Source organism: Enterobacter sp. BNK-34 (genome assembly GCF_048684445.1).
Taxonomy (GTDB): Bacteria; Pseudomonadota; Gammaproteobacteria; order Enterobacterales; family Enterobacteriaceae; genus Enterobacter; species Enterobacter pseudoroggenkampii.
Genome location: NZ_JBLQUA010000001.1, coordinates 4696612 through 4720441 on the forward strand (window position 1 = coordinate 4696612; position 23830 = coordinate 4720441).

The following is a 23830-nucleotide window of genomic DNA, read 5'->3' on the forward strand; positions in this document are numbered from 1 at the left end:
CTCGTACCCGGAGATAGGTTATGTCTGAAACTACCAAGCGTAATACCATCGGCAAATTCGGCCTGCTGTCGCTGACGTTTGCCGCCGTATTCAGTTTTAACAACGTGATTAATAACAACATCGAGCTGGGGCTGGCCTCCGCGCCGATGTTCTTTTTAGCCACCCTGTTCTACTTTATTCCTTTCTGCTTAATCATCGCGGAGTTTGTCTCCCTGAATAAAAACTCCGAAGCGGGCGTGTACGCCTGGGTGAAAAGCTCGCTGGGCGGGCGCTGGGCGTTTATTACCGCCTACACCTACTGGTTCGTGAACCTGTTTTTCTTCACCTCGTTATTACCGCGCGTCATCGCCTACGCCTCTTACGCCTTTTTGGGCTATGAGTACATTCTTACGCCGTTTGCCACCACGGTACTGAGCATGGTGCTGTTCGCCTTCTCGACCTGGGTGTCCACCAACGGGGCGAAGATGCTGGGGCCGATCACGTCGGTGACCTCAACGCTCATGCTGCTGTTGACCCTCTCCTATATTCTTCTGGCCGGCGCGGCGCTGGTGGGCGGCGTGCAGCCAGCCGACCCGATTACCGTTGACGCGATGATCCCCAACTTCAACTGGGCCTTCCTCGGCATCACCACCTGGATATTTATGGCCGCCGGGGGCGCAGAGTCCGTTGCGGTATACGTTAACGACGTGAAGGGCGGCTCAAAATCCTTTGTCAGGGTGATCATTCTGGCGGGGATTTTCATCGGCGTGCTCTACTCCATCTCCTCGGTGCTGATTAACGTCTTTATCAGCAGCAAAGAGCTGAAATTCACCGGTGGTTCGGTACAGGTGTTCCACGGCCTGGCGGTATGGTTTGGCCTGCCGGAAGTGCTGATGAACCGCTTCGTCGGCCTGGTCTCCTTTACCGCGATGTTCGGCTCCCTGCTGATGTGGACGGCAACCCCGGTCAAAATCTTCTTTTCTGAAATCCCGAGCGGCATCTTTGGGCCAAAAACCGTGGCGCTGAACGAGAACGGCGTACCGGCGCGGGCGGCGTGGATCCAGTATCTGATCGTCATTCCGCTCATGATTATCCCAACTATGGGGTCGAATACCGCGCAGGAGCTGATGAATACCGTCATTAATATGACCGCCGCCGCGTCAATGTTACCACCGCTGTTCATTATGCTGGCCTACCTGAACCTGCGCCGTAAGCTCGATCATCTCCCGCGCGACTTCAAAATGGGCTCACGCACCACGGGCATGGTAGTGGTGTCGATGCTGATTGTGATTTTTGCCATCGGCTTTGTGGCCTCAACTTTCCCCACCGGTGCCAATATTCTGACGATTATTTTCTATAACGTCGGGGGCATTGTGTTATTCCTCGGATTTGCCTGGTGGAAATACAGCAAATACGTCAAGGGATTATCAAAAGAACAACAACAAACAGAAGCGTCACCTGCCTCAAATCTTCACTAACGCTGAAGACATGGATATTTTTTCACTGGGATGAGTGCATGAAAATTAAAGAGAAAACAATTGGGGCACTCGCTGCCCTCTCTTTCTGCTGCCCGGCATTTGCCGCAGAAGAAGCCCGACCCGCTGAACATGACGATACCCGAACCCCGGAAATTACCTCTCCGTCGTTTCGTTTTTATGGCGAGCTGGGGGTTGGCGGATATATGGATTTAGAAGGTCAGAATAAACATAAATACAGTGACGGCACCTACATTGAGAGTGGTCTGGAAATGAAATACGGGCACTGGTTCGGCCTGATTTACGGCGAGGGCTGGACCGTACAGGCTGACCATCAGGGGAACGCCTGGGTGCCCGACCACAGCTGGGGCGGATTCGAAGGTGGGCTTAACCGCTTTTACGGCGGCTACAAAACCGACGGCAACACCGAGATCATGCTCAGCCTGCGTCAGGACTCCTCCCTTGATGACCTGCAGTGGTGGGGAGATTTCACGCCCGATCTGGGCTACGTGATCCCCAACACTCGCGACATTATGTACGCGCTCAAGGTACAAAACCTCTCCGGGAACCTGCGCTACAGCGTCACCGCCACGCCTGCGGGGCACCATGACGAGAGCAAAGCCTGGCTGCATTTTGGTAAATACGATCGCTATGACGATAAGTATACCTATCCGGCGATGGCGAACGGCTATATCCAGTATGACATCGTCAAAGATGTCACCTGGATGAACGGACTTGAGGTCACCGACGGCACGGGACAACTGTTTCTGACCGGCATTCTGTCGCCCAACCTGGCAGCGCGCGCCTGGCATCACACCGGACGCGCCAGCGGCAAGGACGTCTCCGGGACTGAAACCGGCTATATGGTCAGCGCCATGGTTGAAGCGTTAAAAGGCGTCTATCTCTCCACCGCTTACAGCTACGCAAAGCATCGCCCGGACAATGCCGCCGATGAAACGACCTCATTTATGCAGTTCGGCATCTGGTATGAGTACGGCGGTGGACGCTTTGCCACCGCAGCCGACAGCCGTTTCTATATGCAAAATGCCTCCGGCGACCCGAGCGACCAGGTCTTCCTGATGCAATACGTCTACTGGTAAAAGGATCTTCCAATATGAAACTCAGCCTTACACCGCTGGCCTGCGCGCTGGCGCTCAGCTTTTCGGCTCACGCCACCGCTCCTGCTGATTTTAAAAACGTCATCAACCGTACCGGTGCGCCGGAATACATGCACGATTTCGACGCTGACGACCACCAGCGGTTTAATCCCTTTTTCGATCTGGGTGCCTGGCATGGTCATTTGCTGCCGAACGGGCCGCAGACCCAGGGAGGATTTCCCGGCGTAGCGCTGCTCACCGAAGAGTACATCAACTTTATGGCGACCAATTTCGATCGCCTGAATGTGTATCAGAACGGCAAAAAAATCGATTTTACCCTTGAGGCTTACAGCCTTCCCGGCGCGCTGGGGCAAAAGCTGAGCGCGAAAGATGTGCAGATCGTGATGACGCTGCGCTTTGCCACCGCGCGCACCTCGCTGCTGGAGACCCGCATCATCAGCAAGGCACCGCTGGAACTGGTGTGGGACGGCGAACTGCTGGAAAAGCTGGAGGCCAAAGAGGGCAAACCGCTGTCGGATAAGACCATCGACGGCGCGTATCCGGACTATCAGCGCAGGCTGGTCCCCACCCGTGACGGCCTGAAAGTGACCTTTGGCAAAGTGCGCTCCATCTGGGATCTGCTGACCTCCGGCAGTTCCGAATATCAGGTGCATAAATCCCTCCCCGTCGAGACCACCGTCGACGGGCATCGCTTTACCAGCCGGGCACACATTACCGGCAGCACCACGCTGTATACCACCTACTCCCATCTGCTGAATGCCGATGAGGTGAAGCGCGAGCAGGTGCAGATCCGCGATATTCTGGCGCGCCCGGCCGCTTATATGACGGCCTCGCAGCAGCGCTGGGAGGGCTATTTGCAGAAAGGGTTAACTAACCCTAACGCCACGCCAGAGCAAACCCGCGTGGCGGTGAAGGCCATCGAAACGCTGAACGGCAACTGGCGCTCGCCGGGCGGCGCGGTACGCTATAACACGGTGACGCCATCCGTCACCGGACGGTGGTTCTCCGGCAACCAGACCTGGCCGTGGGATACCTGGAAACAGGCGTTTGCCATGTCGCATTTCAACCCGGATATCGCCAAAGAGAACATTCGCGCGGTCTTCTCCTGGCAAATCAAACCCGACGATCCGGTACGCCCGCAGGATGCCGGCTTTGTGCCGGATCTCATCGCCTGGAACCTGAGCCCGGAACGCGGCGGCGACGGCGGCAACTGGAATGAGCGCAATACTAAACCGAGCCTGGCAGCGTGGTCGGTGATGGAGGTATATAACACCACGCAGGATAAAGCCTGGCTGGCAGAAATGTACCCTAAACTGGTGGCCTACCACGACTGGTGGCTGCGCAACCGCGACCATAACGGCAACGGCGTGCCGGAGTACGGCGCGACGCGTGACAAAGCCCATAACACCGCCAGCGGGGAGATGCTCTTTACGGTCAAAAAAGGCGATAAAGAGGAATCGCTTTCCGGCCTGAACAACTATGCCCGGGTGATCGACAAGGGCCATTACGACAGTCTGGAGATCCCGGCGCAGGTTGCGGCCTCGTGGGAATCAGGTCGCGATGACGCCGCCGTATTCGGTTTTATCGATAAAGCCCAGCTGGATAACTACGTCGAAAACGGCGGCAAGCGCAGCGACTGGACGGTGAAGTTTGCTGAAAATCGCGATAATGAGGGTAAGCTGCTGGGCTATTCGCTGCTGCAGGAGTCCGTCGATCAGGCGAGCTACATGTACAGCGACAATCACTATCTGGCGCAAATGGCGAGCCTGCTGGGTAAAGAGCAGGAGGCCAGCCGCTACCGCCAGCTGGCGGATAAGCTCGCGACCTACATCAATACCTGCATGTTCGACGCGAAGAGCGGTTTTTACTACGACATCCGTATCGAGGATAAACCGCTGGCGAACGGCTGTGCGGGCAAGCCTATCGTCGAGCGCGGTAAAGGACCGGAAGGCTGGTCGCCGCTGTTTAACGGTGCGGCAACGCAGGCGCATGCGGATGCCGTGGTGAAGGTGATGCTGGATCCGAAAGAGTTCAACACGTATGTGCCGCTCGGGACTGCCGCGCTAACCAACCCGGCCTTTGGTCCGGATATCTACTGGCGTGGCCGGGTGTGGGTCGACCAGTTCTGGTTTGGGCTGAAAGGGATGGAACGCTATGGCTACCGGGAGCAGGCTCAAACGCTGGCAGAAAACTTCTTTAAGCACGCGAAGGGGTTAACGTCCGACGGCCCGATTCAGGAAAACTACAACCCGCTGACCGGCGCGCAGCAGGGCGCGCCTAACTTCTCCTGGAGCGCGGCGCATCTTTACATGCTGTATAACGACTTTTTCCGTAAACAGTAACGAGGGTGCGGTCTGCTTTGCCGGGTGGCGCTGGCGCTTACCCGGCAGAAAAGCTACCGCGTGATCCACAGCGTGGGCCAGGCATCTGGCCCATTCCAGTTGTCGCAGCTGGGCTCCTCGGCGTAGCGCACCAGGCGGAAACGCTGGCCGTCAAAACGCCAGCGCGTCTGGATCCCGCAATCGCCCATACCGCGTCCCAGCGCGAGCGTTGTCAGCTCGCGCGTCTTCTCATCGAAGCTGGCGTTCATCAACTCCATCTCACTGCCGTCGCTTGACGGCGTAAACGGCAGACGCAGCCTGACGCTGCGGGCGGTGAACGGTTTTTTACGTGATACCAGCCACGCCAGATCGACCGTGTTATAGGCCCCCGCCTCGCAGCTGACGATCAGCAGCGCTTTATCATCGGTTAACGCGGTGACGCGCACTTCCCGGCGGTTAGGATCCAGCGAGCACTGGCTGCTGTTCATCCGTCCGGTACCATAGTCCAGCAGGTCGTTCAGTTCGGCGTGGGAGAGTGGCGTCGGGGTCGGGTTGACGACCGCCACCTTTTTTAAGGCGGGTGCAGGCGGAACGCTTAACGGCGGATCGTCACCTTTCTTGATCCACGCGGTTTCGCTGCCGACGCGCTTTTGCTGCGCATCAATGAACAGCAGCGCGGCTTTCAGACCGCTCAGTGAAATGACCTGCTTACCACCGCGCAGGGTCAGGGACTTCCCTTCCTGGATGTTTTTCAGAAAGGCGGTGATGGTGGCCGCATCGTCCGTTTTCAGATGCCAGGGCGTGAGCTGCCAGCGCTGTTTGTCGAGCTTCAGAGGAACGTTATCCAGCAGCAGGCGGGGAGCAATCTCAGGCTCTTTAACGGAGGGCGTATCAAGACCGCCGAGATCGATACGCAGCGTGGCATCCGTTTTCGCCCCGGCGCTTCGGGTGAGCGTCATGACCAGGCCACGATGTTCGCCCGTGTTGCGGGCAAGGCAAAAGTTCTGGTTATTGCAGGTCACCTGCCAGTCAGAAAAGGCTTGCTGCGCGGGTGCAGCCCGCACCTGCGGCGCGAGGAGCACCCAAAACAGGGAAAATAAAAAGACGCTGTAGCGCATGAATGACACAATCCCGGAACGAAAACGCATAACTGGGCAGTATCTTCGTGTTCCCGCCGGGGTTGCTCAATCGGATTTATCAGATATACCCGAAAAACAGGCTATATCCGTTCGAAAGGGGTATTCATCAGCCCGGTAGTCTGTAAATACTGCAGTAATATCACCGCCTTACCATCCCTGATTTCCCCTGATCGCACCATCTCCAGCGCTCGGGAAAAAGGAAGCTCCAGCACTTCGATATCTTCATCCTCGACGCCACCGCCCCGGTGAGTGCGCTGCGCGTCGCTGTATTCCGCGATGAAGAAATGGACGATTTCCGTCACGCCGCCGGGCGACATAAACAGCTCGAAGACCTTTTTGACCTCGCCCACTTCGAAGCCGGTTTCTTCAACGGCCTCTTTGCGGATGCAGACTTCCGGCTCATCATCATCGAGCAGGCCCGCGCAGGTTTCAATCAGACGTCCGTCAGGGTTGCCATTGACCCATGTCGCCACCCTGAACTGGCGGATCAGCACCACGCTCCGCTTTTCACGGTTATAGAGCAGAATAGTTGCTCCATTGCCACGGTCGTAGACCTCGCGTTTGTGGCGGATCACTTCACCGTTGTTACGTGTAAGATCATAGGTGATGTTACGCAGGACAAAGTAGTTTTCAGAGAGAATTTTGTCTTTGATAACGTCAATTTTCAGGGTCATACGGGCTCCACGACACAATGAGTCGCCCTATACTACGCCGTGAATCCCGCTTTGTCGCCCGCCGGTTTAATGATGTTTTGGCGCGTTAACCCCAAGCCAGTCGAGTATCCCTTGCGCCGCATGACGCCCTTCCGCCATGGCGGTCACCACCAGATCCGCGCCGCGTACCGCATCGCCCCCGGCGAAGATCTGCGGGTTAGTCGTCTGGTAACGGTAACGGCTCTCGACCGAGGCTACGATCCGCCCCCAGTCATCCGTTTCGACACCCTGCGCCTGCAGCCACGGCATCGCGTGCGGGTTAAAACCAAACGCCATGATGACCGCATCCGCGGCCATCACGAACTCACTGCCCGCCACGGGAACCGGTCGCCGCCGTCCCTGCGCATCCGGCTCTCCGAGCTCGGTACGCAGCATCCGGATACCGTTGACCTTACCGTTCGGATCCAGCGTCAGCTCAACCGGCTGGACGTTAAATTCAAACGCCGCGCCCTCTTCTCTGGCGTTCTTCACCTCTTTCTTCGAGCCCGGCATGTTGGCCTCATCCCGACGATAGGCGCAGGTCACCTTCGCCGCACCGTGGCGTAACGCGGTGCGGACGCAGTCCATGGCGGTATCGCCCCCGCCAAGCACCACCACGTTTAAGCCATGGGTGTCGATGAACGGTTCGCTGGCCGTCGCCTCCAGCCCCATAACATGCCGCGTGTTGCCCACCAGGAAAGGCAGCGCGTCATAGACCCCTGGCGCGTCTTCATGCGGGATACCCGCCTTCATCGAACGATAGGTTCCCACGCCAATAAACAGGGCGTCGTAATCGTGCTTTAACTGCGACATCGACACGTCCTGGCCCACCTCGCAGTTCAGCTCGAAGCGGATCCCCATCGCGGTAAATATCTCTCTGCGCCGCGCGAGCAGCGATTTGTCCAGCTTGAATGCCGGGATGCCAAAGGTCAGCAATCCACCGATTTCCGGATGCCGGTCATAGACCGTCACGCTCACGCCGCGACGCGCCAGCACGTCGGCGCACGCCAGCCCGGCAGGCCCCGCGCCGACAATCGCGACACGTTTATCTGTCGGCGTGACGGCGGACATATCCGGCCGCCAGCCCATCGCCAGCGCCCGATCGGAGATATAGCGCTCGATGTTACCGATGGTCACGGATCCCGCCTCTTCACGTATTGTGCAGGCCCCTTCGCATAATCGGTCCTGCGGGCAGACGCGGCCGGTAATTTCAGGTAAACAGTTGGTCTGATGAGAAAGCTCGACCGCGCCGGCGATATCCCCCGCGTTGAGGCGCTCAATCCACTGTGGGATGTGGTTATGCAGCGGGCAGGTCCATTCGCAAATGCTGTGCTCTCCGCATTTCAGGCAGCGCGACGCCTCGCGGGCGGCCTGCCCGTCCCGAAACGGCAGGTAAATTTCGTTAAAATGGCTTACGCGCTCTGCGGCAGCCAGTTTGTCGGGCTCGCCGCGTGGCGCCGTCCCCTGCATCTGCTGCAGTTTGGTGCGCGGAGCATCTTCTCCGACGGCCTCCGCATGCCAGGGCTGCGCCTCCAGGCAGGCCGTGCGCTGTCGGCGTGATTTCGCCAGATTATCAAGGACAGCCGGCGTCGCTAGTGAGAGGACATCTGCCGGGCAATTTTCGATACAGGCCGGGCCGTGTGGCCGCGTCAGACAGAGATCGCATTTATCCGCCGAGGCCTTCACGCTGCCGTTGTCGAGCGGGGTGACGATAATCTCCATCGTGCCAAACGGGCAGGCCACTACGCAGGCCTTACAGCCGATGCATTTTTGTTGATTCACCTGTACGCTGTCATCGCATTTGCTGATGGCACCGTTCGGGCAGCTTTGCGCGCAGGGTGCATTTTCACAATGATGACAGGTCACGGGGCTGCTCTTCTCACCGGATCTCAGGACCGTAATACGGGGATGAAAATGGCGCTCGCTCAGGACATGCTGCTCATCGTTGTGCGCCATCACGCAGGCCACTTCGCAGGCGCGACACCCAATGCACTGCTGGCTGTTAGCCATAATAAAACGATTCATAACCACACCTGTTTTTGGTTCAATAACCTTTCTTTTTATAAGAGTATGGTATTTACGCATCACGGCGCGATCGGGCAATGTTCAAATGCCCGGAATGCCCAATTATTTCCAGTGAACCTGTGGCAGATCAATTTTATTCAGAGAGCCGTTCTGTGACCGTTAAACGACCCGTTTCCGGAAGCCTTGCCTGGGCTTTCTTTTCGATCATTGTCTTATCCGTGCTGACCAGCACCGTCGCGCTGCTGACGCTGGCCAGCAGCCAGCGTGACGCCGAAGCCATCAATATCGCCGGCTCGCTGCGCATGCAGAGCTATCGTCTGGGCTACGAGATGCAGCGCAACAGCCCTTCCCTTGCCGCGCATCGCGAGAGCTGGCAACAGACGCTGAGCGCGCCTGCCTTGCAGAAGCTGAACCGCTGGTACGTTCCGGACAATGTTAAAGCGCGCTACCAGCAGTTGCATGTGGCCTGGCAGGAGATGGATGCTCACATCGCCCGCGGCGACAGCGCGTGGTATCAAACCCATATTGAGGATTTTGTCGGCCGCATTGATGCCTTTGTGCTCGCCCTTCAGCACTACACCGAACATAAAATTCAGACGGTGACCCTGCTTTCCCTGGCAGGCGCTCTCGGGATCCTGCTGCTGACGCTGTTTACCCTGCGACGCATCCGTCGCCAGGTGGTGGTGCCGCTTAACAATCTGGTGGCGGCCAGCGAACGGGTTGAGCGCGGGGAATTTGCAACCCCGGCGCCGGATTCCGCCCTGCCGAATGAGCTGGGCCAGCTCTCCCGCGCCTTCAACCACATGTCCGCCGAATTAGATACGCTCTACCGTTCGCTTGAGGCTTCGGTCGCGGAAAAAACGCGGCACCTGCACGAAGCCCACCAGCAGCTCGACATGCTGTTCAAGTGCTCGCAGGCGCTGAATACCGGCCAGATAGACAGCCACTGTTTCCGGCATATCCTGCAGATTGTCCATGACTATACGCAGATGAATTATCTGGAGCTGCGCACCAGCGACGACTGGCGGCTGTGTGAAGGGAAGGAGTCCAGGGGGATCCCTCTACAAAACCTGCCGGTACTGATGCAGGACACCCTTTACGGCGAGCTGCGCTGGCAAAGCGAAACGGACAGCGTCCCCCTTCCGCTGATGAGAAGCGTGGCGACCATGCTCGGGCGCGGGCTGTACTTTAACCAGGCGCAAAAACATTACCAGCAGCTGCTGCTGATGGAAGAGCGCGCCACCATCGCCCGCGAGCTGCACGATTCGCTGGCGCAGGTGCTGTCGTATCTGCGCATTCAGCTTGCGCTGCTCAAACGCGCCGTGCCGGAGGAAAATACTCCGGCGCAGGCCATCATCTCCGACTTCTCCCGCGAGCTGAACAACGCCTGGCAGCAGCTGCGCGAACTGCTCACTACCTTCCGCCTGACGCTGAACCACGCGAATTTACCCGCGGCGCTGCAGGAGTCCCTCGACGTCCTGCAGAGCCAGACGCAAGCTAAGCTGCATCTCGACTGTCGCCTCTCCTCGCTGGCGCTGGACGCGCAAAAGCAGGTGCATCTTTTACAGATCGTGCGTGAGGCCGTGCTAAACGCCATTAAGCACGCGCAGGCCAGCGAAATCGCGGTGAACTGCGTGACGGCAGCGGACGGTACGCACTGCGTCAGCATTCGTGACAACGGGATCGGAATTGGCGAGGCCAGCGAGCCGCCGGGACACTACGGGCTGAACATTATGCGTGAACGCGCGCAACGGCTTGGGGGAACACTACACTTTTCACAGCCGCAAAACGGCGGCACGCTGGTCAGCGTGACGTTCCCGGTGCCCACACCGTTAACAGGTAAATAACGGTAAAGGGACAAGCGCAGGGAAAAGCGCATGATAATTTACATTATCTCCTTTATTTCTCCACGTTTGACCTTGCCCTTACCGCTAAAGTTATGCGGGCAATAAACAATAATGACGTGCAGCAAAACGAGGTCACACTTTCATGGCGAATTTCTTCATCGATCGCCCCATTTTTGCCTGGGTGCTTGCCATCCTGTTGTGTCTGACAGGTGTCCTGGCGATTACTTCACTTCCCGTTGAGCAATACCCCGACCTGGCACCGCCGAACGTGCGCGTCACCGCAAACTATCCCGGCGCGTCGGCACAAACGCTGGAAAATACCGTGACGCAGGTTATCGAGCAGAACATGACGGGTCTGGATAACCTGATGTACATGTCCTCACAAAGCAGCGCCACGGGACAGGCGACGGTCACCCTGAGCTTTAAGGCGGGCACCGACCCGGACGAAGCGGTGCAGCAGGTCCAAAACCAGCTGCAGTCGGCCATGCGCAAGCTGCCCCAGGCGGTGCAGAACCAGGGCGTGACCGTGCGTAAAACCGGTGATACCAACATTTTGACCATCGCGTTTGTCTCGACAGATGGCTCGATGGATAAACAGGACATCGCGGACTACGTCGCCAGTAATATTCAGGATCCCATCAGTCGTATCAACGGCGTCGGGGATATCGACGCCTACGGCTCACAATACTCCATGCGTATCTGGCTCGATCCCAACAAGCTGAACAGCTATCAGATGACGGCAACCGACGTGACGGATGCCATTAAAGCCCAGAACGCCCAGATTGCCGTGGGGCAACTGGGGGGAACGCCTTCCGTTGATAAGCAAGCCCTGAACGCCACCATCAATTCGCAATCCCTGCTGCAGACGCCGGACCAGTTCCGCAACATCACCCTGCGCGTGAATCAGGACGGGTCGGAAGTGCGTCTGGGCGATGTCGCCACGGTGGAAATGGGGGCGGAGAAATACGACTACCTGAGCCGCTTTAACGGCAATCAGGCCTCTGGCCTGGGGATTAAACTGGCCTCCGGCGCGAACGAAATGGCGACGGCGAAACTGGTGTTAGATCGTCTGGACGAGCTGTCGCAGTATTTCCCGCACGGGCTGGAGTATAAAGTCGCCTATGAAACCACCTCCTTCGTTAAAGCGTCGATTGAGGACGTGGTGAAGACCCTGCTGGAAGCCATCGCGCTGGTGTTCCTGGTCATGTACCTGTTCCTGCAAAACTTCCGCGCGACGCTGATCCCCACCATTGCCGTCCCGGTGGTGCTGCTGGGGACCTTTGCGGTGCTGTACGCGTTCGGGTACAGCATTAATACCCTGACGATGTTTGCCATGGTGCTGGCGATTGGCCTTCTGGTGGATGATGCCATCGTGGTGGTTGAAAACGTCGAGCGCATCATGAGCGAAGAAGGACTCACTCCGCGCCAGGCGACGCGCAAATCCATGGGGCAAATTCAGGGGGCGCTGGTCGGGATTGCGATGGTGCTGTCGGCCGTCTTTATCCCGATGGCCTTCTTTGGCGGCACCACCGGGGCGATTTACCGTCAGTTCTCGATAACCATTGTCTCGGCGATGGTGCTCTCCGTGCTGGTGGCGCTGATCCTCACCCCCGCGCTGTGCGCCACCATTCTGAAACCGCTGCACAAAGGGGAGCATCACGGTCAGAGAGGCTTCTTCGGCTGGTTTAACCGGATGTTCAACCGCAACGCCGCGCGGTATGAATCTGCCGTCGGTCGCGTACTGCACCGCAGTCTGCGCTGGATGATGATTTACGTTGTGCTGCTGGGCGGCATGGTCTGGCTGTTCCTGCACCTGCCCACCTCGTTCCTGCCGATGGAAGACCGGGGGATGTTCACCACCTCGGTGCAGCTTCCGAGCGGCGCAACGCAGCAGCAGACGCTGAAAGTGGTCCAGAAAGTGGAACAGTACTTCTTCACCAAAGAGAAAGATAACGTGGTGTCGGTCTTCTCTACCGTCGGCTCCGGTCCGGGCGGGAACGGGCAGAACGTCGCCCGCATGTTCGTCCGCCTGAAGGACTGGGACGAGCGCGATACCAGAACGGGAACGTCATTTGCCATCATTGAACGTGCGACCAAAGCCTTTGCGCACATCAAAGAGGCGCGCGTCTTTGCCAGCAGTCCGCCGGCGATAAGCGGGCTGGGCAGTTCTGCCGGTTTCGATATGGAGCTGCAGGATCACGCCGGGGCGGGCCACACGGCGCTGATGGCGGCACGCGATAAGCTGCTAGCGCTGGCGGGCAACGATCCGGGCCTGACCCGCGTTCGCCATAACGGTCTTGATGATAGTCCACAGCTCCAGGTGGATATCGATCAGCGTAAGGCACAGGCGCTGGGCGTCTCGATCAACGATATCAATGACACCCTGCAGACGGCGTGGGGCTCGAGCTATGTGAATGACTTTATGGACCGCGGCCGCGTGAAAAAAGTATATGTCCAGTCCGCCGCGCCGTTCCGCATGCTGCCGGATGATATCAACCGCTGGTTTGTCAGAAATAATGCTGGCGGCATGGTGCCGTTCTCCGCCTTTGCTAATTCGCACTGGGAGAGCGGCTCGCCGCGCCTGGAGCGCTATAACGGCTATTCTGCGGTTGAAATCGTCGGGGAAGCCGCGCCAGGCGTCAGTACCGGTACTGCCATGGACACCATGGAAAAACTGGTGCAGCAGCTGCCCGCCGGTTTTGGTCTCGAGTGGACGGCCATGTCTTACCAGGAGCGTCTCTCCGGGGCGCAGGCCCCTGCGCTTTACGCGCTCTCTCTGCTGGTGGTCTTCCTCTGCCTTGCCGCACTGTATGAGAGCTGGTCGGTCCCGTTCTCGGTCATGCTGGTGGTGCCCCTTGGCGTCATCGGTGCGCTGCTGGCGACCTGGATGCGCGGCCTGGAGAACGATGTCTACTTCCAGGTGGGCCTGCTCACCGTTATTGGGCTGTCGGCGAAAAACGCCATTCTGATCGTTGAGTTTGCCAACGAGATGAATGCCAAAGGCCACGAGCTGATGGCCGCTACGCTGCACGCCTGCCGTCAGCGCCTGCGTCCGATCCTGATGACGTCGCTGGCGTTTGTCTTTGGTGTTCTGCCAATGGCAACCAGCACGGGCGCGGGCTCCAGCAGCCAGCATGCGGTCGGGACCGGGGTGATGGGCGGCATGATTTCGGCCACCATTCTGGCCATTTACTTCGTTCCGCTGTTCTTTGTGCTGGTGCGTCGCCGCTTCCCGCTGAAGGAACGTCCTGAGTAAGTGGTTGAAATAAAAAAAGGCGGCTTTATCGGCCGCCTTTTTATTGTGTGATTAATTCACACTATGGTTATTTTAGTGCTCTTGCAATTCTTACTGAATGTCATTTACGAAGCATGCCTTCGATAAAATCTTTCCAGTTCCCCAGTTCACGTTCAATCATAACAACCTCTCTTATTATTATGCGCATTCTACAAAAACGTACCATCATTGTGAAGACTATTTAACCAATTGCTGTGATTGTACCCCACGTCCCGCGGGGATTTATGATAAATATGAACGGAGAGCCCTCAATTTTTTGTGACGGCCAGCAATATTTTGAAATAACCCTACGGACGGGTGAGTTTTATTTTATTGGCTGACTTTATTGGGTTTTTAAAGTTTATGGACATCTATGCTTAAATGATGAAAGAATATTCAGCGTACAGTTGTGAGTCGAATTAAGAAGACACATTAATCCAGACGATTCCTGAATGTGTTATATTCCACTTAAGGATATATCTTCGAATTTACTGAACATTTAATTATCAGAACATCAAAAGGATTCACCATGGTTGTGATGTACGGCATTAAAAATTGCGACACCATCAAAAAAGCCCGCCGCTGGCTGGAAGCAAACAGCGTGGCGTACCGCTTCCACGATTACCGTGCCGATGGGCTCGATGCAGAATTTCTGCATAGCGCTATTCGCGAACTGGGCTGGGAAGCCCTGCTGAATACCCGCGGTACCACCTGGCGTAAACTGGACGACTCTCTGCGCGCCAGCATCAAAGATGCCGACAGCGCGGCAAAACTGATGCTCGAGATGCCGGCAATTATCAAACGCCCATTGCTCTGCGCGCCAGGGCAGCCTATGCTGCTGGGTTTCAGTGAAACCCTTTATTCCGACTTTTTTCGTTGAGGTGTAGTTTATGTCATGCCCGGTCATTGAGCTGACTCAGCAGCTTATTCGCCGTCCTTCCCTTAGCCCGGACGACGCAGGTTGTCAGGCTCTTATGATTGAACGCCTGCGTGCCATCGGTTTTACCGTTGAACACATGGATTTTGGCGATACCCAGAACTTCTGGGCGTGGCGCGGCCAGGGTGAAACGCTGGCCTTTGCCGGGCATACTGACGTCGTTCCGGTAGGTGATGCGGATCGCTGGATTAACCCGCCGTTTGAGCCGACCATTCGCGATGGCATGCTGTTTGGTCGCGGCGCGGCAGACATGAAAGGCTCTCTGGCGGCGATGGTCGTGGCGGCAGAGCGCTTTGTGGCGCAGCATCCGAACCACAAAAACCGTCTCGCGTTTTTGATAACCTCCGACGAAGAAGCCAGCGCCCATAACGGTACCGTAAAGGTCGTTGAAGCGCTGATGGCGCGCAACGAGCGTCTGGACTACTGCCTGGTCGGTGAGCCGTCCAGTACCGAAGTGGTGGGTGATGTCGTCAAAAACGGGCGCCGTGGCTCGCTGACCTGTAACCTGACCATTCACGGCGTTCAGGGGCACGTTGCGTATCCGCATCTGGCCGATAACCCGGTACATCGCGCTGCGCCGATGCTGAACGAACTGGTGGGCATCGAGTGGGATAAAGGCAACGAATTCTTCCCACCAACCAGCATGCAGATTGCGAACGTCAAGGCCGGGACCGGCAGCAACAACGTGATCCCGGGTGATTACTTCGTCCAGTTTAACTTCCGCTTCAGCACCGAACTGACCGATGAGATGATCAAGGCGCGCGTTATCGCCCTGCTGGAAAAATATCAGCTGCGCTACACCGTGGAGTGGTGGCTTTCCGGCCAGCCGTTCCTGACGCAGCGCGGTAAGCTGGTGGATGCGGTGGTGAACGCCATCGAGCACTATAATGAAATTAAGCCACAGCTGCTGACAACGGGTGGCACTTCAGACGGACGCTTTATCGCCCGTATGGGCGCCCAGGTTGTCGAACTGGGGCCAGTAAACGCAACCATTCATAAAATAAATGAGTGTGTCAATGCGGCAGATTTGCAACTGCTGGCCCGTATGTATCAACGTATTATGGAGCAACTCGTCGCCTGACGAACGCTCTGAGAGGAATAGCGAATGGATTGGCTTTCAAAGTACTGGTGGATTCTGGTGTTGGTTTTTCTGGTTGGCGTATTGCTGAACGTGATTAAAGACCTTAAGCGCGTGGACCATAAAAAATTTCTCGCCAACAAACCGGACCTTCCCCCGCACCGTGATTTCAACGACAAGTGGGACGATGACGACGACTGGCCGAAGAAAGACCAGAAGAAGTAATCGGTCTGTATCCCCTCTCCTGTAGAGAGGGGATAACCTCACATAAACTCAACAATATCATCATTATCCGGCTTACCGCCGCTGAGCGCTTCATCAAAGTAGTGCTTCGGTACGGTATAGCGCAAACGATCGAGCGCGAACTGCATGCTCCGGTCGTCGATGGCGTGGCCCAGATCGTCAACGATATCCAGCGTCACATCCCCACCTTCGCGAATCAACGCTTCCTGGGCAGCAACCGCATGCGAGAGCTCGATCACCCGGTCTTCGCCGCCGTGGATCAGGTGGATCGTGGTCTGCGTGGTTGCGCTTGTCGGTAACGTCGCAAAACGGCCGTTAAACGCGATCACCCGTGAAACCAGACCCGGCTGCGCTTTAACGCTTTCCAGCGACATGATTGACCCCTGCGAGAAGCCAATCAACGCGGTCGCGTCGGCACCCACGCCGCTCTGCTGTTGCCAGTAGCGGACGATATCGATAAAGGTCGGCATGATGGCATCAATGCGCGCCTGACGGTTCTCTTCCGTCACGCCCTGAACCGAGAACCACTGGCGCCCGTTCGGCCCGCATGGCTCTACGCCACCGATGCTGACAATCAGCGCTTCGGGGAAAACGGGCGCAAACCAGCTGCCAATCTGACCCATATTGACGGCATTATCGCCAACCCCATGAAACAGAAGCAGTAACTGTTTAGCCGGTTTGTCAGGGCTTTGAACAACAAAATGGTCGTGTTTCATGGTGGTCTCCTTAATAGATGACCTGGATTCTACGCCTCCCGGCGGGAATGACCATGCCACTTTACTGAAGAAGTCATTGAAAAAATTGCCATTGCAAAATGGCTTCCTTCAACCGCTGGCAGCGCGGATAATCAAGGCTTTCAAGCGCTTGCGCGGTTTCACTGCGCAGCTTTGCCAGCAACGCTTTTCGCCCGACCTCATCCGCTTTCCCTGCCATTTTCCCCCGCAGGGCCGGAAGCGGCATATCAATGGTGAGCAACAACCGCGTCAGCGCGGCAACCGAGGTTGAAAACGCCCGATGGGCGAACGCAAACCCCGCCAGCTCCCGCCAGTCGTCACTATTAAGGGTAGCTTCCCAGCCGTCTTCCACCGGGATCTTTTCACCGTTCCGGGCCGACAGGACGCGCATATCCCGGCACAAACGCTGATGTTCCTGCGCGCACAGCTGACGCCCGGCTTCGCTCAGCGGCAGCAGCGCCATCGCCGTGTAGCAGCCGCTGCTGGCTTCCCGATGGCTCCCCATCCGCACCAGCACAAACCCACATTGATGCCAGAAATGCCACAGCTCGTCGGTATAACCAAAACTCACCGACAGATAGTCTTCCCCGCTGGCGCTACGGATAAGCCGTTGCCCGATGCCTTCCCGCTGGCGCAGGGGGTGAACCGCAATGCGGCTAACCCGTCGCCCTTTCAGCGTCGCCGCGAGTGGCGATCCGCCGTGCGCCGCCAGCGACTGCGCCACGAGATTCCCGCGTGGACGCCGGTATCCCGCCCACACGGCGCGGCTAAGCTCAGGGGACAGCCCGCCCTCTTCCACCAGCCAGAGCGCGCCGGCAATCTCTGCCTCCGTCCCGGCAACAGCAAAGTGCTGGCCGGGCGCGTCCATCATCCGGCGTAAATCGAGCGGTGAAGTACGGTAATGTGCAGCACACAGCAGTTCATAAACGCTTGCCACGCATGCCGGGTCACTATCCCACGTCCGCGGTGTCAGCGGCTTTATACGCACATCGCCTTCCGGTTTGCGATCGATAAGCGCATCATCAAATAACAGCGCATTCGCCACGAATCGCTCAAGCGGGCATCCGGCAGCCCAGCGAATGGGGGTCGATAAGGCATAATGCCGCAATCCACTGAAACGAGCGCAGAACTTCAGCAGGAATCCCCTGCCCGTCCCCTCATAGCCCTGGACCGTGGTGGTTAACACTACGCGCGGAAAACGCGTCACCAGCTTCTCCAGCAGCGGACCCGGGATCGCAGCCGCTTCATCGACAATCAACCAGTCAGCCTGATGTGAAGAGGCCAGCAGCGCGTCCGGAGCCATAAAGTGGAAATGCTCGCCCGCAAAGCGCGCAATGACATCCGTTGCCCCTTTAGCCGGTGCAGTGACCACCGCACTCCCCTGAATGCGACTGAGCAGCATCCCCGCCAGCGCTGACTTTCCGCGTCCGCGCGGTGCCGTTACGGCTGCAATGCCCGCAGGCATGGTCAGAAGCACGTCGAGGATCTCCGCCTGCTCGCGCTGCGGTGCGCCGCTGGCAGGCTGCCAGGCGGGTAAATCCGGCGCAACGGGAACGGACAAGGGACGATGCTGATGCAAGACAATCGCATCCGAATCGGCGGCAAGCGTCCGGCAGAAGTGGTGCACAAAGTGTGGAGTGGCGATCGGCTCCGCGCTGTCGCTCCAGCGCAAAGAATCGCTGTCAGGCCTGTCGGCCCAGTCAGTAAGCGGCGGAACCCGCAACACCAGAAGGCTTCCGGCGCTCAGCGTTCCACTCAGGGCGGCAAACGCGGCGACATCAAACCCGGTGCTGGCGTCAAAAACGGCATGCTGGAACTCGCGTCCCAGCAGGCTGCTGATGGCTTTTGAAGGATGTTCGTCAAGCCTTACCCAGTCTCCGGGCAAGGCGTCACGCAGGGCAACCGCCTGGCTTAACGTCCACTGCGCCTCACCGCTGAGCACCACCAGCCGACGATGGCCGGTGCGCTCAAGCTCGCGTATCAGCTGATCAAACGCCAGCATTACATCGCTTTGCCGAAGGTATTACACTGCGCCGGGTCGCCGCTGTCGAAACCGCGTTTAAACCAGCTGTAGCGCTGCTGTGAGGTACCGTGAGTGAAGCTGTCCGGTACGACGCGCCCCTGGCTCTGCTGCTGAAGACGGTCGTCACCGATAGCCTGAGCGGCATTCAGCGCCTCCTCAAGATCGCCGGATTCCAGCACGCCCTGCTGCTGCATGCTGTGACCCCAGACGCCCGCGAAGCAGTCCGCCTGCAGCTCCATTTTGACGGACAGGCGGTTCACTTCTGCCTGCGACGCATTTTGCTGCAGCTGGCGTACTTTTGGCTCAATCCCCAGCAGCTTTTGCACGTGATGGCCAACCTCATGTGCGATCACGTAGCCCTGAGCAAAATCACCGTCGGCACCAAGCTTGCGTTTCATGTCATCGTAAAAAGAGAGATCGATATAGACGGTACCGTCTGCCGGGCAGTAGAACGGCCCCATCACGGATTGTCCGGTGCCGCATCCGGTGCGGGTTGCCCCCCGGTACATCACCAGCTTCGGCTGCTGGTAGGTACGCCCCATTTTCTCAAACAGCTGACTCCAGGTGTCTTCTGTTGTGGCGAGAATAACGGAGGTAAATTTGGCCGCTTCATCTTCATTCGGGCTGATGGAGCGCTGAGAATGCTGCTGCTGTTGCAGCGGCTGACCGGTCATCAACCCGGTGAGGTCAACGCCGTAGTAACCCGCGACTAACACCACAATCAGCAGGATGATGCCGCCCTTGCCGCTGGGTAACCGGAAGCCGGGCCCCCCCATTGAAGGACCGCCGCCACCATCACTGCGTCTGTCTTCTACATTGTCACTTTCACGACGCCCTTGCCAGCGCATAACCACCTCGAACTATTCCATTTATAATAGCTATGATCGTAGGCGGTTAACGGCAAGATTACCATAGGAAACAAAGGTAAGACGCCAAAGGATGCGAACATCCTTTGGCAGGTGAGGGAGTTAGTCGAGCTTAACGCCTAAACGGTGAGCAACCGCTTCGTACGCTTCAATCAGGCCACCCAGGCTCTGACGGAAACGGTCTTTGTCCATTTTATCCAGGGTTTCTTTGTCCCACAGGCGGCTACCGTCTGGAGAGAACTCATCGCCCAGCACCACTTCGCCTTTGAACAGACCAAACTCCAGCTTGAAGTCGACGAGGATCAGGCCCGCGTCATCAAACAGTTTTTTCAGCACGTCGTTGGCCTTATAGGTCAGCTCCTGCATACGCGCCAGGTTCTCTTTGCTCACCCAGCCGAAGGTTTCGCAGTAGGATTCGTTGACCATCGGGTCGTGCATGGCGTCGTTTTTCAGGAACAGGTCGAACAGAGGTGGGTTCAGCTCGATACCTTCTTCAATGCCGAGACGCTTCACCAGGGAGCCCGCCGCACGGTTACGAATAACGCACTCAACCGGAACCATATCCAGTTTCTTCACCAGACATTCCGTATCGGACAGCAACGCTTCCATCTGGGTCGGGATACCCGCTTCGGCCAGTTTGGTCATAATGAAGTGGTTGAACTTGTTGTTCACCATGCCTTTACGATCGAACTGCTCAATGCGTGCGCCATCCCCTGCTGACGTATCATTGCGGAACTCGAGCACCAACAGATCCGGGTTTTCCGTGCTGTATACGGTCTTCGCTTTGCCACGATACAACTCAGCTTGCTTCTGCATCTTCATTACTCCTGGTGTGATGATTTGTGTTCAAAACTGGGCATATTATGCCACGCACACGTTTGCGTGGCACGAAAATAAAAAGGGCTGGATTCACCAGCCCTCGTATTTATTTGCTGAATGCTGCCTGGAAGACAGCGACCAGCGCATCGTTCTGCGACTGGGTCAGCGTGTGACCTTTCGGATCGATAAACTGCAGGCTACTGCGGTTATCAAGGTCACCGACCTGAATTTTGTAGTCACCGGAGGCAAGCTGAGGATCTTTCGCGCCCAGTTCCTGCCATGCGCTGTCGGAGAGCGGCTTATAGGTTGCCGTCATGCTACCGGTTGAGCGGGTGCTGTCGGTCACTTTCATGCCCACTTTTTCCAGCGTCGCTGGCAAACGCTGCCAGGTCTGGTTAAACGGTGCACGAACCACCAGCATTGGCAGACCGGTATCATCCGCACCGCTTTGCACATCGAAGGTCACACCGTTGCGGCTCTGCGCGGCGTTGGCGGCATCGGTCGCGGTTTTATCCAGACCCGCGGCAATCACGTTCAGCATTTCGGTGCTGTAACGCTGCAGGGACGCGGCATCCGCAACCGGTTTACCCGCCTGCTCCAGGTTCAACAGCTTAACGTTAACCGCCTGCTGGTAACCCTGTGGTTTTACGGAGACTTGATAACGACCGCGGTACTGCTGGTCTTCATCCAGACGGTTCCACTCGATCCAGTCGGTGGTTAACGTCTGGCTGGCGTCATCGCGTTTATCGATGGTGTAGTTCTTCGACTGAATGACGCTGACAACCTGCGGCCACAGCGTGCTACCGCGCGCGCTCTCAACCATCAGAGACGCCGTATCACCGGTGAACTGGGTACGCGCCCCGTTAACCAGCGCCAGAGGCTGTGCTGGCGGACGAATATCAAGCGCTTTACCGACCTGGCCGCTGCCGTTGGTCACGGGAATATTATAATCGCCGTTCTGAATCGGCAGGATCATACCAGCCGGTGCGTGAAGTTCAGCAAGCGGGGTCGCATCCAGATAGGATTCATCACCGCTCACCTGGCGCTTGTAGCGCGAGTCTGAACTACAGGCAGCGAGCAGCATAACAAGCGAAACACTCGCAACCTTCGCCAGGCGCGACTTCTGTACTGAATAAGCCATCAAATCTCCCTAAACTCTACAGCAAACCGGCATGCTTCAGCGCCGCCCTGACGATGTCACGACCGTGGTCGGTAATCGGTGTCATTGGCAGACGCAGCGTATCGGTTGCTACAAGCCCCAACTCCTTACATGCCCATTTCACTGGGATCGGATTGGGTTCGACAAATAATTTATTGTGCAGCGGCATCAGACGCTGATTAATGACACGGGCTTCATCAAAGTGACCAGCTGCGGCCAGTTTGCACATTTCAGCCATATCGCGCGCCGCAACGTTTGCCGTTACGGAAATCACGCCATGGCCACCGAGCTGCATAAAGTCCAGCGCGGTCGCATCATCACCACTCAACAGGATAAAGTCGTCTGAAACCAGCTCTTTGATCTGATGAACGCGGCTTAAGTTCCCTGTCGCCTCTTTAATACCGATAATATTTTTTACTTCCGAGAGACGACCAACGGTTTCCGGCAGCATATCGCAACCGGTACGGGACGGCACATTATACAGAATTTGTGGCAAGTCAGTATGCTCAGCGATGGCTTTGAAGTGCTGGAACAAACCTTCCTGAGTAGGACGGTTGTAATAAGGGGTCACCGTCAGACAGCCAACGATGCCGCTGTCGTTAAAACGTTTGGTCAGGCTGATAGCTTCTGCGGTTGCATTAGCCCCTGTCCCCGCGATGACCGGAATACGTCCGTCAGCCAGTTCCAGGGTCAGCATCACTACATCGCCGTGCTCGTCGTGGCTCAGCGTTGCGGATTCACCGGTAGTCCCTACCGAAACGATCGCCGAGGTTCCATTGGCGACATGGTAATCAATGAGCTTCTTCATGCTTGACCGGCAGACATTACCTTTTTCATCCATCGGTGTAACAAGCGCGACAATACTTCCCGTGAACATGAGCCATCCTCTGTGCGAACAAGAGCCTCAATGTTACGTTTGGAACTGTAATAAAAGCAAGCGACCTGAGGCTCTCAGGCGGTTGTATGCATGTTTTTTTTATGCTTTCCTTAGGAAGACTTAACCATGCAAAGGAAGAACAGGTTTGACAACCTCATCACAACATTACCTGGTTATCACTGCGCTGGGTGCCGACAGGCCGGGTATCGTGAACACCATCACCCGCCACGTAAGCAGCTGCGGCTGTAATATCGAAGACAGCCGTCTGGCCATGCTTGGCGAAGAGTTCACATTTATTATGTTGCTTTCCGGGACATGGAACGCCATTACGTTGATTGAATCGACCCTGCCGCTGAAAGGCGCCGAGCTGGATTTGCTGATTGTCATGAAGCGCACCACGGCGCGACCGCGTCCGGCTATGCCTTCTACCGTCTGGGTGCAGGTTGAAGTGCCTGATTCTCCCCATCTGATAGAGCGCTTCACCGCGCTGTTTGACAGCCATCAGATGAACATTGCCGAGCTCGTTTCCCGCACACAGCCGGGCGACGCAAGTACGGTTCCCACGCTCTTTATTCAAATTACCGCGCACAGTCCTGCATCACAGGATGCGTCAAATATCGAGCAAGCGTTCAAAGCCCTCTGTACAGAATTAAACGCGCAGGGCAGTATAAGCGTCGTCAATTATTCGCAGCACGAACAGGATGGAGTTGAGTAATGAACCCACTGAAAGCCGGTGACATCGCACCGAAATTTAGCTTACCGGATCAAGACGGCGAGCAAGTAAATTTGACCGACTTCCAGGGACAGCGTGTTCTGGTCTATTTCTACCCGAAAGCCATGACCCCCGGCTGCACCGTACAGGCCTGCGGCTTACGCGACAACATGGACGAGTTGAAAAAAGTCGGCGTGGAAGTGCTGGGTATCAGCACGGATAAACCAGAAAAGCTGTCACGATTTGCTGAAAAAGAGCTGCTGAACTTCACGCTGCTTTCTGATGAAGACCATCAGGTGTGCGAGCAGTTCGGCGTCTGGGGCGAGAAGACGTTTATGGGTAAAACCTACGACGGTATTCACCGCATCAGCTTCCTGATTGACGCTGACGGAAAAGTTGAACACGTGTTTGACGACTTCAAAACCAGCAACCACCACGACGTGGTGTTGAACTGGCTGAAAGAAAGCGCCTGATAAACAGCAAAACGGCAACCCAGGTTGCCGTTTTTCGTG

General features: G+C 56.9%; 20 protein-coding genes. 10 read left to right on the plus strand and 10 right to left on the minus strand.

Translation table 11 applies throughout. From position 1 onward, the window contains the following. Positions 1-20 precede the first annotated feature (20 nt). The 3 genes from ACMGG5_RS23090 to ygjK are packed head-to-tail and all read left to right on the plus strand — an operon-like array spanning position 21 to position 4914. Entirely contained in the window at positions 21-1457 is a 1437-nt protein-coding gene (locus ACMGG5_RS23090; protein ID WP_024907579.1) for an amino acid permease, read from the plus strand. Between the two features lie 38 nt (positions 1458-1495). Further along, positions 1496-2554: a protein YgjJ gene (gene ygjJ, locus ACMGG5_RS23095; RefSeq protein ID WP_290093592.1), complete on the plus strand. Its 1059-nt coding sequence runs from the start codon at positions 1496-1498 to the stop codon at positions 2552-2554. Between the two features lie 14 nt (positions 2555-2568). After that, complete coding sequence (ygjK, locus tag ACMGG5_RS23100; protein WP_420278559.1) at positions 2569-4914, plus strand: alpha-glucosidase; 2346 nt, start codon at positions 2569-2571, stop codon at positions 4912-4914. A 53-nt stretch (positions 4915-4967) separates the two neighbouring features. Here ygjK and ACMGG5_RS23105 read toward each other — a convergent pair whose 3' ends face one another. From ACMGG5_RS23105 to aegA, 3 genes are all read right to left on the minus strand, one after another. Continuing rightward, positions 4968-6011, minus strand: a complete 1044-nt coding sequence (locus ACMGG5_RS23105; RefSeq protein ID WP_208763926.1) for a DUF1176 domain-containing protein — start codon at positions 6009-6011, stop codon at positions 4968-4970. Positions 6012-6112: 101 nt separating this feature from the next. After that, entirely contained in the window at positions 6113-6706 is a 594-nt protein-coding gene (nudK, locus tag ACMGG5_RS23110; RefSeq protein ID WP_090420112.1) for a GDP-mannose pyrophosphatase NudK, read from the minus strand. A gap of 66 nt (positions 6707-6772) precedes the next feature. Next, the gene (aegA, locus tag ACMGG5_RS23115) at positions 6773-8749 is read right to left on the minus strand and encodes a formate-dependent uric acid utilization protein AegA (RefSeq protein WP_420278560.1); all 1977 of its coding nucleotides are present in this window, start codon (positions 8747-8749) and stop codon (positions 6773-6775) included. Positions 8750-8901: 152 nt separating this feature from the next. On the opposite strand from aegA, the gene narQ reads away from it, so the two are divergent. Both narQ and acrD read left to right on the plus strand, forming a co-directional pair. Then, positions 8902-10596 (plus strand): nitrate/nitrite two-component system sensor histidine kinase NarQ, encoded by a 1695-nt coding sequence (gene narQ, locus ACMGG5_RS23120; protein WP_420278561.1) that lies wholly within the window; start codon positions 8902-8904, stop codon positions 10594-10596. 142 nt (positions 10597-10738) lie between these two features. Beyond that, positions 10739-13852, plus strand: coding sequence for a multidrug efflux RND transporter permease AcrD (gene acrD / locus ACMGG5_RS23125; RefSeq protein ID WP_420278562.1), 3114 nt, complete (start codon positions 10739-10741; stop codon positions 13850-13852). Between the two features lie 100 nt (positions 13853-13952). Here acrD and ypfM read toward each other — a convergent pair whose 3' ends face one another. Further along, the gene (gene ypfM, locus ACMGG5_RS23130; protein ID WP_015572204.1) at positions 13953-14012 is read right to left on the minus strand and encodes a protein YpfM; all 60 of its coding nucleotides are present in this window, start codon (positions 14010-14012) and stop codon (positions 13953-13955) included. Positions 14013-14399: 387 nt separating this feature from the next. Between ypfM and ACMGG5_RS23135 the strand changes: the two genes are divergently transcribed. From ACMGG5_RS23135 to ACMGG5_RS23145, 3 genes are read left to right on the plus strand one after another with little or no spacing between them, the layout of a single operon-like run. After that, positions 14400-14750 carry an ArsC family reductase gene (locus ACMGG5_RS23135; RefSeq protein WP_248165340.1) on the plus strand — a complete coding sequence of 117 codons (351 nt, stop codon included), beginning with the start codon at positions 14400-14402 and terminating at the stop codon, positions 14748-14750. Between the two features lie 10 nt (positions 14751-14760). Then, complete coding sequence (gene dapE, locus ACMGG5_RS23140; protein ID WP_248165341.1) at positions 14761-15888, plus strand: succinyl-diaminopimelate desuccinylase; 1128 nt, start codon at positions 14761-14763, stop codon at positions 15886-15888. Between the two features lie 24 nt (positions 15889-15912). After that, positions 15913-16110 (plus strand): YpfN family protein, encoded by a 198-nt coding sequence (locus tag ACMGG5_RS23145; RefSeq protein ID WP_014171111.1) that lies wholly within the window; start codon positions 15913-15915, stop codon positions 16108-16110. 38 nt (positions 16111-16148) lie between these two features. On the opposite strand, the gene ypfH is transcribed toward ACMGG5_RS23145, so the two are convergent. The 6 genes from ypfH to dapA all read right to left on the minus strand — a co-directional run bounded on the left by ypfH (position 16149) and on the right by dapA (position 22606). Then, complete coding sequence (gene ypfH / locus ACMGG5_RS23150) at positions 16149-16844, minus strand: esterase (RefSeq protein WP_048991268.1); 696 nt, start codon at positions 16842-16844, stop codon at positions 16149-16151. Between the two features lie 73 nt (positions 16845-16917). Beyond that, positions 16918-18864: a tRNA(Met) cytidine acetyltransferase TmcA gene (locus ACMGG5_RS23155; RefSeq protein WP_420278563.1), complete on the minus strand. Its 1947-nt coding sequence runs from the start codon at positions 18862-18864 to the stop codon at positions 16918-16920. Continuing rightward, positions 18864-19733, minus strand: a complete 870-nt coding sequence (locus tag ACMGG5_RS23160; protein ID WP_023308754.1) for a neutral zinc metallopeptidase — start codon at positions 19731-19733, stop codon at positions 18864-18866. Before ACMGG5_RS23160 ends, ACMGG5_RS23155 begins: the two co-directional genes overlap by 1 nt. 120 nt (positions 19734-19853) lie before the next feature. Further along, positions 19854-20567, minus strand: a complete 714-nt coding sequence (gene purC / locus ACMGG5_RS23165; protein ID WP_023332985.1) for a phosphoribosylaminoimidazolesuccinocarboxamide synthase — start codon at positions 20565-20567, stop codon at positions 19854-19856. Between the two features lie 109 nt (positions 20568-20676). Beyond that, the gene (bamC, locus tag ACMGG5_RS23170; protein ID WP_024907567.1) at positions 20677-21711 is read right to left on the minus strand and encodes an outer membrane protein assembly factor BamC; all 1035 of its coding nucleotides are present in this window, start codon (positions 21709-21711) and stop codon (positions 20677-20679) included. Between the two features lie 16 nt (positions 21712-21727). Then, the gene (gene dapA, locus ACMGG5_RS23175) at positions 21728-22606 is read right to left on the minus strand and encodes a 4-hydroxy-tetrahydrodipicolinate synthase (protein WP_008501633.1); all 879 of its coding nucleotides are present in this window, start codon (positions 22604-22606) and stop codon (positions 21728-21730) included. A gap of 145 nt (positions 22607-22751) precedes the next feature. On the opposite strand from dapA, the gene ACMGG5_RS23180 reads away from it, so the two are divergent. Then, on the plus strand, positions 22752-23321 hold the full coding sequence (locus tag ACMGG5_RS23180) for a glycine cleavage system transcriptional repressor (protein WP_023325845.1): 570 nt from the start codon (positions 22752-22754) through the stop codon (positions 23319-23321). After that, positions 23321-23791 carry a thioredoxin-dependent thiol peroxidase gene (gene bcp / locus ACMGG5_RS23185; RefSeq protein WP_008501635.1) on the plus strand — a complete coding sequence of 157 codons (471 nt, stop codon included), beginning with the start codon at positions 23321-23323 and terminating at the stop codon, positions 23789-23791. Before ACMGG5_RS23180 ends, bcp begins: the two co-directional genes overlap by 1 nt. Positions 23792-23830 lie beyond the last annotated feature (39 nt).

Bases quoted from the DNA above. Each gene is read 5' to 3' on its own strand.
- ACMGG5_RS23090 (WP_024907579.1), top strand. From the start codon at position 21: ATGTCTGAAACTACCAAGCGTAATACCATCGGCAAATTCGGCCTGCTG.
- ygjJ (WP_290093592.1), top strand. From the start codon at position 1,496: ATGAAAATTAAAGAGAAAACAATTGGGGCACTCGCTGCCCTCTCTTTC.
- ygjK (WP_420278559.1), top strand. From the start codon at position 2,569: ATGAAACTCAGCCTTACACCGCTGGCCTGCGCGCTGGCGCTCAGCTTT.
- ACMGG5_RS23105 (WP_208763926.1), bottom strand. From the start codon at position 6,011: ATGCGCTACAGCGTCTTTTTATTTTCCCTGTTTTGGGTGCTCCTCGCG.
- nudK (WP_090420112.1), bottom strand. From the start codon at position 6,706: ATGACCCTGAAAATTGACGTTATCAAAGACAAAATTCTCTCTGAAAAC.
- aegA (WP_420278560.1), bottom strand. From the start codon at position 8,749: ATGAATCGTTTTATTATGGCTAACAGCCAGCAGTGCATTGGGTGTCGC.
- acrD (WP_420278562.1), top strand. From the start codon at position 10,739: ATGGCGAATTTCTTCATCGATCGCCCCATTTTTGCCTGGGTGCTTGCC.
- ACMGG5_RS23135 (WP_248165340.1), top strand. From the start codon at position 14,400: ATGGTTGTGATGTACGGCATTAAAAATTGCGACACCATCAAAAAAGCC.
- dapE (WP_248165341.1), top strand. From the start codon at position 14,761: ATGTCATGCCCGGTCATTGAGCTGACTCAGCAGCTTATTCGCCGTCCT.
- ACMGG5_RS23145 (WP_014171111.1), top strand. From the start codon at position 15,913: ATGGATTGGCTTTCAAAGTACTGGTGGATTCTGGTGTTGGTTTTTCTG.
- ypfH (WP_048991268.1), bottom strand. From the start codon at position 16,844: ATGAAACACGACCATTTTGTTGTTCAAAGCCCTGACAAACCGGCTAAA.
- ACMGG5_RS23155 (WP_420278563.1), bottom strand. From the start codon at position 18,864: ATGCTGGCGTTTGATCAGCTGATACGCGAGCTTGAGCGCACCGGCCAT.
- ACMGG5_RS23160 (WP_023308754.1), bottom strand. From the start codon at position 19,733: ATGCGCTGGCAAGGGCGTCGTGAAAGTGACAATGTAGAAGACAGACGC.
- purC (WP_023332985.1), bottom strand. From the start codon at position 20,567: ATGCAGAAGCAAGCTGAGTTGTATCGTGGCAAAGCGAAGACCGTATAC.
- bamC (WP_024907567.1), bottom strand. From the start codon at position 21,711: ATGGCTTATTCAGTACAGAAGTCGCGCCTGGCGAAGGTTGCGAGTGTT.
- dapA (WP_008501633.1), bottom strand. From the start codon at position 22,606: ATGTTCACGGGAAGTATTGTCGCGCTTGTTACACCGATGGATGAAAAA.
- bcp (WP_008501635.1), top strand. From the start codon at position 23,321: ATGAACCCACTGAAAGCCGGTGACATCGCACCGAAATTTAGCTTACCG.